Origin of the sequence: Streptomyces sp. ICC1 (assembly GCF_003287935.1) — a bacterium.
GTDB classification, from domain to species: domain Bacteria; phylum Actinomycetota; class Actinomycetes; order Streptomycetales; family Streptomycetaceae; genus Streptomyces; species Streptomyces tritrimontium.
The window spans coordinates 2,320,242-2,336,315 of record NZ_CP030287.1; the positions used below are offsets into that span (position 1 = coordinate 2,320,242).

Sequence of the window (16,074 nt, forward strand, 5' to 3'; positions counted from 1 at the left end):
GGGACGCCTCGGCGGAACAGCGGGGACGGCGGGGAGCAGTGGGGAGGATCAGACGCCGAGGGCGGGGAGGACCACGGCATCGATGAAGTCACCGAGGAAGCTCCGGTCGACGGACCGGTCCTCGATGAGGGGAAGGGCGATGAACGCCCCGATGAGCATGTGCGGGACGAACGGCAGGGCCGGACAGTCCGGGGCGATCTCGCCTCGGTCCACCGCCCGCTGCAGCATCGCCTGCAGACCGGTGATCTCCGGGTCGACCAGCAATTCCCGTAGCGCCTTGTGGAGCTCGGGGCTCTCGTGCACCGCATGGGTCAGGCCCCGCATCAGCGCGGTGTCCTTCGCCATCTGGGCGTCGTCGGAGTTCTCGATCATGACCCCGAAGTCCCCGCGTAGGCTGCCCGTGTCGATCTCCCGGAGGGAGACCGGCTGGGTGCAGCGCAGAGCCTTCGCGACCAGCTCGGGCTTGCTCCCCCACTGGCGGTAGAGGGTGGCCTTGCTGGACTTCGTACGGGCGGCGACCGCGTCCATGGTCAGCGCCTCGTAGCCGACTTCGCGCAGGAGGTCGAGGACCGCCCCGTGGAGTTCGGCTTCCCGCTCGGGGGTGATCCGGCTGCGGCGCGACATGACTTCTTCGACCATCTCGGCGCCTCCTCCCGACCGTTCCATCCGAACGAAACTGTTTCGTACGGATAGACCATACCCCCCTGTCAAGCGAAACGAAACCGTTCCGTTTCGCTTGGGCAGTGGTGTCGGTCACCCGCTGAACGCCTCCGGGCGCCCCCGCGACACGCGCATGGATCACCTGTACGAGTTGCCAGCCCCCCTCGGCACGGAAAGCATTGGGGGGTGAGTCACGACGCGGCGTACCTCCGGTTCCCCCATCTCCACGACGATGTGCTGTGCTTCGCCACCGAGGACGACCTCTGGGTCGCACCCCTGGTTCCCCCCGGAGCGCCGGCGGGCCGTGCCTGGCGGATCACCGTCGACCGCACCCGGGTCGGCCACCCCCGCTTCTCCCCCGACGGCAAGCACATCGCCTTCACCACCTGGCGCAGCCTCGACCCGGAGATCCACCTGGCCCCGGTGTCGGGCGGCCCGGCCCGCCGCCTCACCTACTGGGGCTCCACCGACACCCGGGTCTGCGGCTGGACCCCGCCCGACAAGGACGGCCGCAGCGACATCCTGGCCGTCTCCTCGCACGGGCAGCCCTTCTCCTACTTCTCCTGGGCCTACAGCCTGCCCACCGACGGCAGCCCCGGCGGCCGGCTCCCCTGGGGCCCCGTCTCCGACATCGCCGTCCACGACGACGCCCCGGGCGGTCCGGGCGCGGAGGGCGGCGCCGAGCGGCGCACCCTGCTGCTCAGCGGCAAGCCGCCGCACGAGCCCGCCGCGTGGAAGCGCTACCGCGGCGGCGCCACCGGCCGGCTCTGGCTGCACGGCGAGCGGCTGCTGGAGGGCATCGAGGGGCACCTGGACTCCCCGATGTTCGTGCAGGGCCGGATCGCCTTCCTCTCCGACCACGAGGGCATCGGCAACCTCTACTCCTGCCTGCCCGACGGCACGGACCTGCGCCGGCACACCGACCACGCGGAGTTCTACGCCCGGCACGCCTCCAGCGACGGCCGCCGCGTCGTCTACCAGTGCGCCGGGGACATCTGGCTCGTCGACTCACTGGCCCCCGACGCCTCCCCGCGCAAGCTGGAGGTCCGCCTCGGCGGCCCCCGCGCGGGGCGCCGCAGCTACCAGGTCCCGGCCGCCAGCCACGTCGACTCGCTCTCCGTCGACGCCACCGGGCGGGCCAGCGCCGTCGTCGTGCGCGGCAGCCTGTACTGGCTCACGCACCGCGACGGGCCCGCCCGCACCATCGCCGACACCCCGGGCGTACGGGTCCGTCTGCCCGAGATGCTCGGCAGCGGCGGGCAGGTGGCGTACGTGACCGACGCGGAGGGCGAGGACGCGATCGAGATCGCCTACCTGCCCCGGGCCTCGGGGGACCGGGAGCCGCGCCGCCTCGCCTCCGGCGCGCTGGGCCGCGTACTGGAGCTGCTCTCCGATCCGGACGGGGAGCGGCTCGCGATCGCCTCCAACGACGGGCGGCTGCTGCTCATCGACGCAACCGAGGAGTCCAACGGGGAGGCCAGCGAGCTGATCCGGTCCGACAACGGGCCCGTCACCGACCTCGCCTTCTCCCCCGACGGCTGCTGGCTCACCTGGTCGCACCCGGGCATCGGCCGCTCGCTGCGCCAGATCAAGATGGCCCGGATCTCCGGACCCGGCGCCCACACCGTCGTGGACGTCACCAACGGCCGCTTCGAGGACGAGAACCCCGTCTTCACCCGGGACGGGCGCTACCTGGCCTTCCTGTCGTGGCGCGGTTTCGACCCCGTGTACGACGTCCACACCGGCGACCTGTCCTTCCCGCTGGGCTGCCGCCCGTACCTGGTGCCGCTCTCCTCGGCGACCCCCTCGCCCTTCGCCTTCTCCCCCGACGGCCGCCCGGCGGCGGGCGGGCTCGACCCGGTCGAGGGGGAAGCGGAGGCGGCCGACGGCGCGGTCACGGTGGAGGTGGAGGGGCTCGAGAGCCGGGTGACCCCCTTCCCGGTGTCGGCGTCCAAGTACTCGGCCCTGTATCCGGTGCACGGCGGCGGGCTGGTGTGGCTGCGCTGGCCGATCTCCGGCGCGCTCGGCGAGACCTTCGCCAATCCGGCCGACACCAGCGGCAAGCCGACCCTGGAGTACTTCGACCTCACCAAGGCCCGCAAGACGGAGCTGGCCTCCGGACTGGACTGGTTCGCCGTCAGCGGCGACGGCACCCGGCTCGTCGTCAACGACGACGGGGACCTGCGCGCGGTCCCGGCGACCGAGTCGGGCGACACCGACTCCACCGTCTACCTGGACCTGCGGCGCATCCTGCACGAGGTGGACCCGGCGGCCGAATGGCGCCAGGCCTTCGAGGAGGCCGGGCGGCTCATCCGCGCGTACTTCTGGGAGCCGAAGATGTGCGGCATCGACTGGGACGGCGTACTGCGCCAGTACCGACCCCTGGTCGAACGGGTCGCCTCCCCCGACGAGTTCGCCGACCTGATGCGCGAGGTCCTCGGCGAGCTCGGCACCTCGCACGCCTACGTCTCCCCCGCCCGCCGCAACGAGGGCCCCCCGCACTACCAGCGGGCCATCGGCCTGCTCGGCGCCAACCTCTTCCCCCGCGACGGCGCCTGGGTCGTCGGCCGGATCCTGCCCGGCGAGTCCTCCGACTCCAAGGCCCGCTCCCCGCTCGCGGGCACCGGCATCCGGGAGGGCGCGGTCCTCACCCACGTCGACGGCCGGCCCGTCGACCCGGTCACCGGGCCGTACCCGCTGCTGTCGGCGGCCGGCGGCACCACCGTGGAGCTCACCTTCGAGCCCGCGGAAGGACAGGGCCGCGCCCGCCGGGTCGCGGTCGTGCCGCTGATCGACGAGCGTCCGCTGCGCTACCAGGACTGGGTGGCCAAGCGCCGCGCGGTGGCCCGCGAGGTCAGCGGCGGCCGGTGCGGCTACCTCCACATCCCCGACATGGGCGGCTCGGGCTGGGCGCAGTTCAACCGCGACCTGCGGGCGGAGATGTCGAAGCCCGCGCTGATCGTGGACGTGCGCGGCAACGCGGGCGGGCACATCAGCGAGCTGGTGGTGGAGAAGCTGACCCGCTCGATCCTCGGCTGGGACCTGACCCGCAACGCGCAGCCGGTCTCCTACGCCTCCAACGCGCCCCGGGGCCCGATCGTGGCGCTGGCCGACGAGGCGACCTCCTCCGACGGCGACATGATCACCGCGGCCTTCAAGCTGCTGGGGCTCGGCCCGGTCATCGGCCAGCGCACCTGGGGCGGGGTCGTCGGCATGACCGGCCGGCACACCCTGGGCGACGGCACCGTGATCACGGTGCCGATGAACGCGGCGTGGTTCCCCGAGTACGGCTGGTCGGTGGAGAACCAGGGCGTGGAGCCCGACCTGCCCATCCTGCGGACCCCGCTCGACTGGGCCGAGGGACGGCACGCGCAGATGGACGACGCCGTGAACCTGGCGCTGGAGCTGCTGGAACAGGATCCGGCGGCGGTGCCGCCCGGCTACACGGACGTACCGGACCGGCGGCGGCCGAAGCTGCCGCCGCGGGGCTGATCCCGCGGGCGCATGCCCCCGAAGCTGCCGCCGCGGGGCATGCGAAAGGGGTGCGGCCCGGGAACGGCGGGTCGCACCCCTCGACTGTCGCTCAGTAGCGCTACTGGTCGCTGCTCGTCACTACTTGTCGAAATTCTCGTCGAAGGTGTCGCGAGGCTTGTCCCCGGCCTGCTCCCTGGCCCGGTCCACGGCCTGCGACGTGCGCTCGGACGCCTCGTCCTGCTTGCCCGCGGCCGCGGCCTTCGCCCGCTCCGCGAGGTCCTTCGCCTTGTCCTGGAACTGGTCCCTGATGCCCATGTGTCCTCACTCCTGATGCGGTGTTCGTCAACGGGAACCCGACCAGGCTTGCACAGACGAACATTCCTCGCATTCCGGTCAGCGGCTCTGGGTGCGCTCCTGCTCGTCCGCCGCCCCGCCGGCCCCCACAAGCCCCTTGGAAACACTGGCCAGTCGAGGCTCGAACCGCTTCATCTCGCGCTGTCCGACCGTCGCGATGATCCCGGGCAGGTACCCGCGGACCCCCTGCATGCCGCGCAGCCACCACTGCGCGTACACGTGCGGGGAGCGCCGCTCGATGCCCGCCACGATCCGGTCGACGGCCGGCCCCAGCGGGTAGGTCCGGTTCGAGGGCCACGGCAGCCGCTGGCGCAGTTCGCGCATCACCTCGTCCTGGTCGGCCCCGCGCACCATGTCCGTGTCGGTCCAGGACAGATAGCCGACGCCGACCTTGACGCCCTTGTAGCCGACCTCGGCGCGCAGGCAGTGGGCGAAGGCCTCGACCCCGGACTTGGAGGCGCAGTACGCGGTCATCATCGGCGCCGGGGTGATCGCGGCGAGCGAGGCTATCTGCAGGAAGTAGCCGCGGCTCTCCATCAGCACGGGCAGGAAGGCGCGGGCGGTGACGGCGCCGCCGATGAGGTTGACCTCGATGACCCGGCGCCAGGCGACGGGGTCGGAGTCGCCGAAGGGACCGCCCGCGGCCACCCCCGCGTTGGCGACGACGATGTCGACCTTGCCGAAGCGCTGCTTGACCTCCTGCGCGACCCGGGCCATGGCCTCGTGGTCGGTGACGTCCGCGTACCAGTGGTCGCTTTCGGTGTGCAGCCGCTCGGAGACCTCCTTGAGGGCCTCGGGCTCCAGGCCGACGAGGGCCACCTTCGCCCCGCGCGCGGACAGCTTGCGGGCGAGCAGCTCGCCGACCCCCCGGGCGGCGCCCGTGACGACGGCGACCTGGCCTTCCAGACTCCTGCGAGCACTCACGGCGTCTTCTCCTTCGCGGGCTGACTGACACTGGATTGACTGACGCCGGGCTGACCGACGCCGGGCTGACCGACAGGGGGGCGAGGACCGACGAACTGCGCCACGAGCCCGCGCAGGGTTTCGGTGACGGCCTCCGGAGCCTCGACCGGGGTCATGTGCCCCATGCCGGTCAGCTCGGTGAGCCCCACGCAGTTCGCCAGCGCGGCCGCGAGCCCCCGGGCGTGCACGATCGGCGTCAGCCGGTCGTTCGTGCCGCCGATGACGGCGGTGGGTACGGTCAGGGCCGCCAGCCCCGCCCCGAGGTCGAGCCCCGCCAGCACCGCGGACCACGCGTGGCGCACGGCCGTGGGGCAGGAGTGGACGATCCGGGCGCAGGCCTCGACCTTGTCGGGCGCGGAGCCCGGGCCCATCGTGGCGTACTTCAGCACCGCCTTGCCGACGGGGGTGACGGGACCCAGCGGTGCCCGGGATCCCAGGACCGCCCCGGTGATACGGGTCCTCGCGCGCCCGGGGCGGATCGGCAGGACCAGCGCCTCCTCGACCAGCCGGCCACTGCCGGTGCTGCACAGCAGCGCGGCCGCGGCGTGCTCGGCGAACTCCGGCCGGCCGGCGGCGGCCATGATCGTCATCCCGCCCATGGAGTGGCCCGCGACCACGGCCTTCTCGCCGGGTCCGAGGGTGGCGGAGAGGACGGCGACCAGGTCGTCGGCGAGGGCGGTGGTGCTGTAGCCCGCGGCGGCCGGGCTGCGCCCGTGGCCGCGCTGGTCGTAGGCGATGACCCGGTGACCGGTGGCCAGGGCCCGTATCTGCGCGGCCCAGAAGGCGGTGGAACAGGTCCAGCCGTGCGCGAGCACGACCGCCGGAGCCCCGTCCTCGCCATGCACCTCGACGTGCAGGCGGGAGCCGTCGGCGGAGGTGGCGACCAGCTCGCGGCGGGCGGCCGGCGGGGCGTAGGGCCCGGCCGTGACGTGCGTCAGGCGGCTCACGCGGCGCCCTCCCCGGCGGAAGCGGGCGTCTCGGCCGGGGCCTTGACGGGGGCCTTGGCGGGGGCCTTGGCCGGGGCGGCGGCCACCGGGACCGCCTCGCGCTCCCGATGGCGTACGACCTCGTACTCGCCCAGGTCCACGCTCCGGGTCTCCTTGCGGAACTCCCCGGTGGTCCCCGGCCAGACGGTGGTGTTGCGCCCCTGCGCGTCCAGGTACCAGCTGGTGCAGCCGCCGGTGTTCCAGACGGTGCGCTCCATCCGCGCCTGGACCTGCCGGTTCCAGGTGTTGACGGCCGAGGGCCTGGCGGCGAGCGCGACCCGGCCCCCCAGGACGCCGAGCTGGCGCATGTAGTCGGCCATGTAGTTCAGCTGGGACTCGATCATCAGGATCATCGAGCTGTTCCCGAGCCCGGTGTTCGGACCGATGATCGTCATCCAGTTCGGGAAGCCGGCCGCGGTGGCCCCGCGCAGCGACTGCATCCCGTCCTTCCACACCTCCGCGAGGGTCTTGCCCTCCGCGCCCACCACCCGGTCGGCGATCGGCATGTCCGTGACGTGGAAGCCGGTGCCGAAGACGATCGCGTCGGCCTCGGTCTCGGTGCCGTCTGCGGCGACCAGGACCGAGCCCCGGATCTCCTTCAGCCCGGAGGCGACCAGGTCCACGTTGGGCCGCGCGAGCGCCGGGTAGTACTCGCTGGAGAGCAGGATCCGCTTGCAGCCGATACGGTACGAGGGCGTCAGCTTGGCCCGCAGCGCCGGGTCCTTGATCGAGCGCCCCATGTTGGCCTTGGCGAGGGACTCGATCAGCCCGAGCTGGTTCGGCCGCTTGGTGAAGGCGCTGACCTGGAGCTCGCGGAGCCCCCACAGCAGCCCGCGGCGCGCCGCCCGGGTGAAGGGGAGCTGGCGGTGCAGCCAGCGCTCCACGGAGGAGATCGCCCGGTCGGTGCGCGGCATCACCCACGGCGGGGTGCGCTGGAACAGCGTGAGGCGCTCCACCTCCGGGGCTATCGCGGGCACGATCTGGATGGCGGAGGCGCCGGTGCCGATCATTGCGACGCGCTTGCCGCGCAGGTCGTAGTCGTGGTCCCAGCGGGCGGAGTGGAAGACCTTGCCGGGGAATTTGGCGAGCCCGGGGATCTCCGGCATCTTCGGGTCGGACAGCGGCCCGGTGGCGGAGACGACCACGTCGGCGGTGAGGTCCCCGCCGGAGGTCTCGATCTCCCAGCGCAGCTCGTCCGCGTCCCAGCGCATCATCCGCACCTCGTGCTCGAGGCGGATGTGGCGGCGCAGCCCGAAGGTGTCGGCCACGTGCTCCAGGTACTCCCGGATGGCGGGCTGCCCGGAGAAGGTCCGCGGCCAGTCCGGATTGGGAGCGAAGGAGAAGGAGTAGAGGTGGGACGGCACGTCGCAGGCGCACCCGGGGTAGTTGTTGTCGCGCCAGGTGCCCCCGACGGAATCGGCGCGCTCCAGGACGACGAAGTCCGTGATCCCCTCGCGCCGCAGCCGCACCGCGGCGCCCAGCCCGCCGAATCCGGAGCCGATCACCGCCACTCGTACGTGCTCGCGCCCGTCCATGCCACCGCCCATGCCCGCCGCCTTCGGATGCCCACGTTGTCACGTTGCCAGCAATCACTGGCACAATCGGGAGAGTAGAGCAGCTCCGTACTCATGGGTAGGGGTCGCGCCGGGAAAGTTACTGCGGGTACGGCCCCAAGCCCTAGGCTGCGCACGTGCCGGACAACGCGACGCAGGACGCAGCGCAGGACGCAGCGCGATCAACGGGAGCAGGGACCACAGTGCGCGAATACCGCACGGAGGAGCTGGCCGAGGCCGCCGGCATACCCGTACGCACCCTGCGCTTCTACCGGGAGCGCAAGCTCCTGCCGCCGCCCCGCCGCGAGGGCCGCATCGCCTGGTACGACGACCACCACCTGGCCCGGCTGCGCACCGTCGCCGCCCTGCTGGAGCGCGGCCACACCCTGGGCGGAATAGCCGAGCTGACCGTCGCCTTCGAGAAGGGCCGCGACGTCGGCCAGCTCGGCGAGCTGCTCGGCATGGGCTGGTCGGAGGAGACCCCGGTCCGGCTGTCGCCCGAGGCCCTCGCCGACTACTTCGAGGGCGAGGTCACCCCGGAGAACCTGGCGGCCTCGCTCGACCTCGGCTACCTCGCCACCGACGGCGAGGAGATCGTCCACGTCAGCCGCCGGCTGCTCGACGTCTCCTCGGCGCTGGTCCGCGAGGGCGTGCCCCTCGCGGCCGTCCTGGAGGCGGGCCGCCGGGTGCGCGAGCACGCGGACGCGATGGCGGTGCTGTTCGCGGAGCTCATCTCCGCGCACATCTCCGAGGAGGCGGTCGAGCGGCTGCGCCCCCTGGCCAAGAGCGTGGTCGAGGCCGAGCTCACGATGGCGATGGACCGGCTGCGCCCGCCGCGGCCGGCGCAGCCCCCCGGTCAGACCCCGAGCTCGTAGACCACGGTCACGGGGGCGTGGTCGGACCACCGCTCGGGGTGCGTCTCGGCCCGCTCCACGAAGGCCTTGACGGCCTTGGCGGCCAGCCCGGGCGTGGCCACCTGGAGGTCGATGCGCCAGCCGGCGTCGTTGTCGAAGGCCCGCCCGCGGTAGGACCACCAGGAGTACGGCCCCTCGGTGTCGGGGTTCAGGCCGCGCACGACGTCCACGTACCCGGCGGTGTCGTACACCTCGCCGAGCCACTCGCGCTCCTCGGGCAGGAAGCCGGCGTTCTTCCGGTTGGTCTTCCAGTTCTTCAGGTCGGCTTCCCGGTGGCAGATGTTCCAGTCGCCGCAGACGACGACCTCCCGCCCGTCTGCGGCGGCCCGCGCCTTGAGGTCCCGCAGGTAGGGCAGGAACTCCGCCATGAACCGGTACTTCTCGTCCTGCTTCTCGGTCCCGGCCTCGCCGGAGGGCAGGTAGAGGCTGGCGACGGTGACGCCCGGCAGGTCGGCCTCCAGGTACCGCCCGGAGTCGTCGAACTCCGCGCTCCCGAATCCCACCTGCACCCGCTCCGGCTCCCGGCGCGTGTAGAGCGCGACCCCGGCGCGCCCCTTGGCGGCGGCCGGCGCGAACGCGGTGTGCCACCCCTCGGGCTCCCGCACCTCCTGCGGAATCTGCCCCTCCTCGGCCCGCACTTCCTGCAGGCAGACGACGTCGGCGTCCGATCCGGCCAGCCACGGGGAGAACCCCTTCTTGGCGGCGGCGCGGATCCCATTCACATTCACGGACGTCACAGTGATCAAGACATGCTCCCCACATCGCACAAAACGGAAGCAGCCTACCCCTCGGGGGCCTCTGCAAGGCTGGACGTCTCATCGCCGCCGGCCCACGGGTCCGGTTCCCACAGAGGGTGAATGGCCACTACGACGTCCCCTCCGTCGTGTCGGCGAAAGGTAACTCGGCGAACGAGTTGTTTGAGCAGGGCGTTCTTTTCAGCGTTCAGGAGGCTGTCCCACTCCTGCGCCAGTCCGAAGATCAGCGGTTCGAAGTCTGCTCGATCGGGGGTTGCCTCGGCTCCGGCGACCTTTTCGAGGAGGGCGGTCGTGACGTTCTGCTGCTCCTTGATACGGTCACGGGCCGATTCGTACTCTCCTTCTGCGTAGTCGTCCGGGTTGATGGCGTGATCGGCGCGCAGCCGAGTGAGGCCTGCGGCGAGCTTGTCGAGCGTGGTCTGCAAGCGGACACGTTCCTTGGCTGCCCGCACTCTGTCGTCCTGCTCCGTCGGGCGCTGATGCGGGACGGCCGGTGCGGCGTCGAATCCGGCCGCGGCTTCGCGGGCGATCCAGTCGTACAGGTCGGCCTCGACGATGGACCGTCGAACCCAGAAGCCGGAACACCCGTGCGTGCTCGTTACCGAGCGTCGGCCGCAGCAGTAGGAGTACCCACGGATGAGCTGCTTCCGTCCGTCCAACCCCTTGCGCTCCCCCGACTCCACCGGTGCGGTACCACGGCAGTGATCGCACTTGGCAAGGTTGGTGAGTGGGTACAGCGGTTTGACGGAGCCCGGTGGCATTCTCCTCCCCCTCCTCGCTCGCTCTTCCTGGTACTGCTGCCACAGCTCCGGCGCGATGAGTTCCTCGTGGGCGCCGGGGATGAAGATGTGGTTCGGGCAGTTGTTGGTGTGCTCACAGGTGCATTTCGTGTCGTGCACGCGGAGCAGGCCAGCCGCGAATCCGGAGTCCATGTAGCGCGTGAGGACTTGGACGCTCCACGGGTTGCCTCGCACGGTCAGGTACCCGTGCGTGTTGAGCCAACCGCATAGGGCGTAGTACGAAGCGCCTCCGACGTACCGGCGGTATGCCTCCGCGTACGCGGCCCCGTCGCCACCACCGCCGGGTTCATACCGCTCTTTCTGGACCGTCCAACCGCCCTTTCCGTCGGGCAGACGGCGCGGATGCCAGACGTAGCCGGCGCGGGGCCGGCCGGTCGCGGGAAGCCCCAGCTTGTAGCGGCGGTGATCGTGAGTCTCGCGCCACTGCTCGCCAAGCTTGTCGGACTCGTAGGCCGCGAACTCGAACAGGATGCCCCGCTGGAGGCGGCCGGTTGCCGTCCGGGCGTCGACCTGCTGGGTTGCCGATCTTCCTTCCACGTCGAGACCCGGATGTAGCCGACGTAGGGCTCAAGCCTGGGCGGGCCGTCAGGGATTTCGACGTCGGCCAGTGCCGTCACCAGCCGACCCCGCCCGGTTCGCTCCGCCGGCCCTCTCGATGGCGGACCAGTGCACGCATCATGTGCGCCCCTCCCTTGTTTGCTGAGACTCACGTCGCGTCGGCTCCCTCGCGACACCCTCCCGGGCGACCACTTTATAGAGCCCTAGAAAAATATTCAAGGGGGCTAGAATCTATGACATGGACACAAAGGCCCCTGCCGCTCTGCTCCGAGCGGCCATCGAAGCCGTGCGCGCCATGCCCGCTGGGGTAGGGCGTGCCGTCGCCGCAACCGAACTCCTTGGTGCCCTTCGGGACGGACAAGCGGACCTGCGAAAAATCCGCGCGGACGAGGTGACCGAGCTACGCAAGACACTCAAGCTGCGAGAGATCGGCGAGCAACTCAGCCTCTCGACTGGACGCGTCGATCAAATCCTCAAGGGCAAGTAGCACGCGACCCCCGAGGGGTGCCCACTGTGCGCTGGCCTGAGCCTCGGCGCGGGCCGCATCACACGGGCGTGTTCCGTACGATGTTCGGATGTCTCAGGAGATCCAGCTCCGCGCCGTGTCGTACGACCACCCGGACGCGGTCAAGCTCAACGACCAAGTGCAGATCGAGTACCAGGAGCGCTACGAGGGCGAGGGCGATGTCACCTTCCTCGACCCCGCGATGTTCGCCCCGCCTAGGGGCCTCTACCTGCTCGCCTACGACGCTTCGGGCGCGCCGATAGCCAGCGGCGGCTGGCGCGGCCAGGAGCAGGGCGAGGAGGGCTACGCGGACGGCGACGCCGAGCTGAAGCGCATGTACGTGGTGCCCGAGGCCCGTGGCCTGGGCCTGGCCCGCCGCATCCTGGCCGCCCTGGAGGCGGACGCCCGCGCGGCCGGCCGCGTCCGCATGGTCCTGGAAACGGGCGACCAGCAGCCGGAGGCCATCGCCCTCTACCTCTCCGAGGGCTACGCCATGGCGGCGGCCAAGTTCGGCCACTACCGCTTCCACGACTCCAGCCGCTGCATGACGAAGCCGCTGAACCCCGCGTAGCCCGCCGGCCGGTGCCGGTGCCGGACCTCAGACCGCGCTCTGAACTCCGCACCGGTGCACGGGCCCGCCGGCCGGACGTCCGGGAACGCAGAAGATCCCGCCCGGTCTTCCGACCGGACGGGATCTCATGACGTCCACGAGAGCTACTCGCGAACTGTCGTTTGTGGGCCGTTCGCGGGTGGGGGTGAGCTGGGGATACACGGAGGTTCCGAGCGGGCTTCCCAGTCCCGGAAATGCGATTTCCCAGGTAGATGCCAGATGCACGTAAGCCTTGCCCGCGCTTGTCCAGCCGCGAGACGAAGGGTCAGGGCGCAGTGATCACCTCGTTGAACTCCGAAGGGGCCTCACCAGGGCGTGACAGCGCCCGTCCGGCCCGCCCGGGTGGCTATTTGTGCAGCCGATGACGACGCTGTCCCTATGCGCCTTCCCGCTCCTCGCTTCAGCCGCCTTGTCACCCTTGTCGCGATCGACGACGCCCAGCGGGTTGCGCTGTTTCCCCAGCCTGCTTCCTCGCCATGGCGATGGGCACTGCCGCAGTGCACCGTCCAGCCGCTGGAGCCGTACAGCCAGGCGGCCGCCCGGCTCGCGGCGAGCCGCTTCGGCGATCGGGACATGCGATGGGGAACCGTCGTAGGGCGACGCTGGGCGCCTCCACCGGCGGGCACGTTCCTGGCTCGCGTGGAGGAGCACGTCTTCATTGCCCGCGCAGGCCCTTCCCCACCTGGGGGTCCTGTCCGGGCCGGTCGGCCCGACCGGATTGCGGTGTGGACACCGCGCGCATCCCTCGGCCCCCTCCTGCGGGAACCGTATCTCGACACCACCGCAACCCTGGTTGACGGCTATCTCGACGGCTGGCTACCCGACGGTCCCATCACCCTTGAGTGATCCGGCAATGGCGTTCCCGCGCACGGCGTGCGATCAAGCACGGCATTCCGGGGGCCGGATCGGATGGCCTCTCATGGTCCTCAGGGGTGCCACTCCATCGGGGACGCCCTGAAGACGGTCAACTCGGCCAGCGTTGAGGCGATGTCCTGGGGCGAGTACCGCTGCGGTCCGGCGACGGACCTGACCCGCAGGCCCTGGGATGGATGGAGGAGGGAGCCTGCGACGAACGCGCCGATGTCGGCGGTCGCGATCATGTCGATCGAGGTATCCGGTGCCAGGAGCGAGGGGCGGCACACCGTTCTCGACGGCGACGGGCAGGACGGGCGCCCAGTTGTCGGCGTACAAGCTCATCTGGGTGGCGTCGTACTCGGGCGCCGCAGGTGACGGAAGCCCCTCGACGGCCGCCGCGTCAGCCGACTGGATGTGTTCCCACGGCGGAGCGTCGCTGAGCCGGGCGCGGATCCAGGTGACGTCGGCGGCACGCCAGGTCGTCACCTCTGACGCGTGGACCGGCCGTAGCACCTCGGGCTGACGGCCGGTCACCTCGGTCAGCATCCAGGAGATGCCCACCAGTGGGTGGCCGGCCATGGGCACCTCCACGGCGGGAGTGAAGATCTGCAGTCGCGCTCGGTCGAGGTCGTCGACGAAGACCGTCTCGCTGTAGCCGAGCTCGGCGGCAATCCGCTGTCGGCGGTCGGAATCCAGGCCCTCGGCGTGCAGCACTACACCGAGCGGGTTGCCGAAGCCGCCTTCCTCGTCGGTGAACACTCTCAGGACGTGGACCGGGATGCTGTCGACGTCGGTGGCAGGGCCAATGGGGGGTACAGGAGCAGGCATGACGCGGTTCTCCCTGGGGTTGTCGTTGGGCACCGTTCCAGTCGACGCGGCCGCGGAGCCTCGGGGCAACAGCAGCTCTCGGAACGTCTCTCCCGTCCCAGGGACAACCGGCCGGGTCGCCCACCCGTGATTGCCCGCGCGCCCCACAGATATTCACGGCCGACCAGACGATCACCCGCTCGGCAGAAGAATGCCCGGTCGGCACAAGTGCAACGTCGCCCGCCCCGGCTCGCGCGAGGCCGCGAACAAGCCGGCTTCCCAGCGGCCCACACGGGTGGGCCTGACCGTGCACTCGCCGTACTTACGTGCGCATTGTCACTCCTTGTGGTCATCTGTCACTGTCAGCGATCACAGTGTCCCCCGCTACGAGGAGCCCAATGTCCCGCAAGCGACTGTCTGCGGTGATCTCGGCCTGTGCCGTCATCTCCGCCCTGGCCAGCACAACCCTTCTGTCCGCCGCGCCGTCCGTCGCGCACGACCAGGCTGCCGTTGTCCACGACGGCCATGGGGCGAAGGCCGACGTCGAGCCCGACGAGGCGACGGTCCTCGGCAAGGACCACGCCCAGGCCCACGCCACGACCCGGCAGCTGGCCCAAGCCCTCGACGACTATCCGCAGACCACCCGCACGGCGCGCCTCAAGGCGCTCACCGAATCGCAGGCAGCGGCGAACGCTGCCTTCGACCCGAGGGAATTCGGCGAGTTCAAGGAGTACTTCGACTCTCCCGACTTCGCCGCCCACATTGCCCAGCTGCCCACCGGCAAGGTGCTGCTGTTCTCCTTCGAACGGATCGAGACCAATCCCACGAAGGAGCCCGCGCCCACCCAGATCATCGGCAAGGAGAACGCGGGCCGCGCGTACCTGTGGAACCCGGCGCTGGGTACCGGACCGGCCGCGTTCACGAAGGTCACGCCGCCGTCCGTCAACATGCCGGACGGCCTCAACGTCTCACGCCCCGCGCCGTTCTTCTGCGCCGGACACTCGTTCCTGCCCAACGGCATGCTCGGGGTGTTCGGCGGCAACCTCGGCGGCAACGGCGGCACCGGCGCCAAGCTGTCGCTGGTCTTCGACCCGTGGACCGAGACATGGGCGATGAACGAGGACATGGCGGTCGGCCGCTGGTACCCGTCGGTCGTCACCGGCGCCGACGGCCGCCAGCTGATCATGTCCGGGCAGTCCGAGCTCGGCTGGGGCACTCCCACCCCGATCGTGGAGCGCTTCCCGGCCAAAATGGGTCCCGGCAGCCGTCTGTCCCCGACGCGCACGACCGACATCCCCAGAGACGTCCCGGTGGACCGGTTCAAGGTGGACGCCCCGTTCAAGAGGGACTACCCGCATCTGTTCTCGCTGCGCGACGGCAAGATCTACGGACTCGGCCGCAACCGCGACCAGCAGTGGCTCTTCGACCCGGTCAAGGAGACCCGGTCGGACCTGCCCGCGCGGCCCGACAAGGCCGAATTCCGCAACTACGGCTCGGCGGTTCCGCTGCCCGGCGGGTTCAGGGGCCCGGACTCCGTACTGATCCTCGGCGGGGACCGGGACGACCCGAACACGTACCAGCTCTCCGGCGGCAAGTGGAAGACCGCCTCGCCCCGGGCCTTCGGCCGTACGCAGGACAACACCCTCCTCCTCCCGGACGGCGACCTGCTCACTGTCAATGGCGCCTTCGACATCCGCGACTACGGCAACGGCGACAAGAACCCCAACGCGGACCTGAAGTACCGCCAGATCGAAACGCGGAACGCGGAGGGCGACTGGAGGCTCGGCCCGGTCCAGCGACTGCCGCGCGGCTACCACTCCAACGCGGTGGTCATGCCCGACGGCCGGATCATGATCACGGGTGATGAGCTCCAGCAGATCGCCAACGACCCGAACATCAAGGACGACATGAACGGCAGCATCGAGATCTACGAGCCTGCCTACCTGAAGAACGGCAGTCGCCCCGACCTGTCGTCCATGACGTCCAGCGCGCCCGCCTACGACGGCAAGTGGGTGGTGTTCAGCAGCACACCCGACGACGTCAAGCGCGCCGTCCTGCTCGCGCCCACGACCGCGACGCACTCGGTGAACACCAGCCAGCGCCACCTTGAGCTGCGGATCAAGAGCCGCGGCGGCCGGGCGATCGAACTGCAGGCCCCGCCGTCGGCAGCCGCGGCCCCGCCCGGCTTCTACATGCTCTTCCTGCTCAACGAGGAGGGCGTGCCCAGCATGGCCAAGTGGATTCAGCTCGGAGCGGAGAGTTAGGCAGTGACGACAACAG

General features: G+C 70.8%; 13 protein-coding genes. 5 read left to right on the forward strand and 8 right to left on the reverse strand.

From position 1 onward, the window contains the following. Positions 1-48: 48 nt before the first annotated feature. Complete coding sequence (locus DRB96_RS11025) at positions 49-639, reverse strand: TetR/AcrR family transcriptional regulator (protein ID WP_112448279.1); 591 nt, start codon at positions 637-639, stop codon at positions 49-51. 207 nt (positions 640-846) lie between these two features. Here DRB96_RS11025 and DRB96_RS11030 point away from each other — a divergent pair, with 207 nt between their 5' ends. Beyond that, on the forward strand, positions 847-4,152 hold the full coding sequence (locus tag DRB96_RS11030; protein ID WP_112448280.1) for a S41 family peptidase: 3,306 nt from the start codon (positions 847-849) through the stop codon (positions 4,150-4,152). A gap of 120 nt (positions 4,153-4,272) precedes the next feature. Here DRB96_RS11030 and DRB96_RS43730 read toward each other — a convergent pair whose 3' ends face one another. The 4 genes from DRB96_RS43730 to DRB96_RS11045 all read right to left on the reverse strand — a co-directional run bounded on the left by DRB96_RS43730 (position 4,273) and on the right by DRB96_RS11045 (position 7,972). Further along, positions 4,273-4,449, reverse strand: a complete 177-nt coding sequence (locus DRB96_RS43730; protein WP_204357688.1) for a hypothetical protein — start codon at positions 4,447-4,449, stop codon at positions 4,273-4,275. 78 nt (positions 4,450-4,527) lie between these two features. Continuing rightward, positions 4,528-5,412: an SDR family oxidoreductase gene (locus tag DRB96_RS11035; protein WP_112448281.1), complete on the reverse strand. Its 885-nt coding sequence runs from the start codon at positions 5,410-5,412 to the stop codon at positions 4,528-4,530. Continuing rightward, positions 5,409-6,398: an alpha/beta hydrolase gene (locus DRB96_RS11040; RefSeq protein ID WP_112448282.1), complete on the reverse strand. Its 990-nt coding sequence runs from the start codon at positions 6,396-6,398 to the stop codon at positions 5,409-5,411. The genes DRB96_RS11035 and DRB96_RS11040 overlap by 4 nt, the downstream gene beginning before the upstream one ends. Further along, complete coding sequence (locus tag DRB96_RS11045; RefSeq protein ID WP_112453334.1) at positions 6,395-7,972, reverse strand: NAD(P)/FAD-dependent oxidoreductase; 1,578 nt, start codon at positions 7,970-7,972, stop codon at positions 6,395-6,397. Before DRB96_RS11045 ends, DRB96_RS11040 begins: the two co-directional genes overlap by 4 nt. Before the next feature lie 221 nt (positions 7,973-8,193). Here DRB96_RS11045 and DRB96_RS11050 point away from each other — a divergent pair, with 221 nt between their 5' ends. Next, positions 8,194-8,865 (forward strand): MerR family transcriptional regulator, encoded by a 672-nt coding sequence (locus tag DRB96_RS11050; RefSeq protein ID WP_112448283.1) that lies wholly within the window; start codon positions 8,194-8,196, stop codon positions 8,863-8,865. Here DRB96_RS11050 and DRB96_RS11055 read toward each other — a convergent pair. Both DRB96_RS11055 and DRB96_RS11060 read right to left on the reverse strand, forming a co-directional pair. After that, positions 8,847-9,650 carry an exodeoxyribonuclease III gene (locus DRB96_RS11055; RefSeq protein WP_112448284.1) on the reverse strand — a complete coding sequence of 268 codons (804 nt, stop codon included), beginning with the start codon at positions 9,648-9,650 and terminating at the stop codon, positions 8,847-8,849. The genes DRB96_RS11050 and DRB96_RS11055 overlap by 19 nt on opposite strands. Positions 9,651-9,685: 35 nt before the next feature. After that, positions 9,686-10,996, reverse strand: coding sequence for a recombinase family protein (locus DRB96_RS11060; RefSeq protein WP_112448285.1), 1,311 nt, complete (start codon positions 10,994-10,996; stop codon positions 9,686-9,688). Positions 10,997-11,255: 259 nt separating this feature from the next. On the opposite strand from DRB96_RS11060, the gene DRB96_RS42825 reads away from it, so the two are divergent. Continuing rightward, positions 11,256-11,504: a hypothetical protein gene (locus DRB96_RS42825; protein WP_112463265.1), complete on the forward strand. Its 249-nt coding sequence runs from the start codon at positions 11,256-11,258 to the stop codon at positions 11,502-11,504. A gap of 88 nt (positions 11,505-11,592) precedes the next feature. Beyond that, positions 11,593-12,093 carry a GNAT family N-acetyltransferase gene (locus tag DRB96_RS11065; protein ID WP_112448286.1) on the forward strand — a complete coding sequence of 167 codons (501 nt, stop codon included), beginning with the start codon at positions 11,593-11,595 and terminating at the stop codon, positions 12,091-12,093. Positions 12,094-13,011: 918 nt separating this feature from the next. Here DRB96_RS11065 and DRB96_RS11070 read toward each other — a convergent pair. After that, positions 13,012-13,848, reverse strand: a complete 837-nt coding sequence (locus DRB96_RS11070; protein ID WP_204357689.1) for a PhzF family phenazine biosynthesis protein — start codon at positions 13,846-13,848, stop codon at positions 13,012-13,014. A 344-nt stretch (positions 13,849-14,192) separates the two neighbouring features. Between DRB96_RS11070 and DRB96_RS11075 the strand changes: the two genes are divergently transcribed. Beyond that, on the forward strand, positions 14,193-16,058 hold the full coding sequence (locus DRB96_RS11075) for a galactose oxidase early set domain-containing protein (protein WP_112448288.1): 1,866 nt from the start codon (positions 14,193-14,195) through the stop codon (positions 16,056-16,058). Positions 16,059-16,074: the final 16 nt, after the last annotated feature.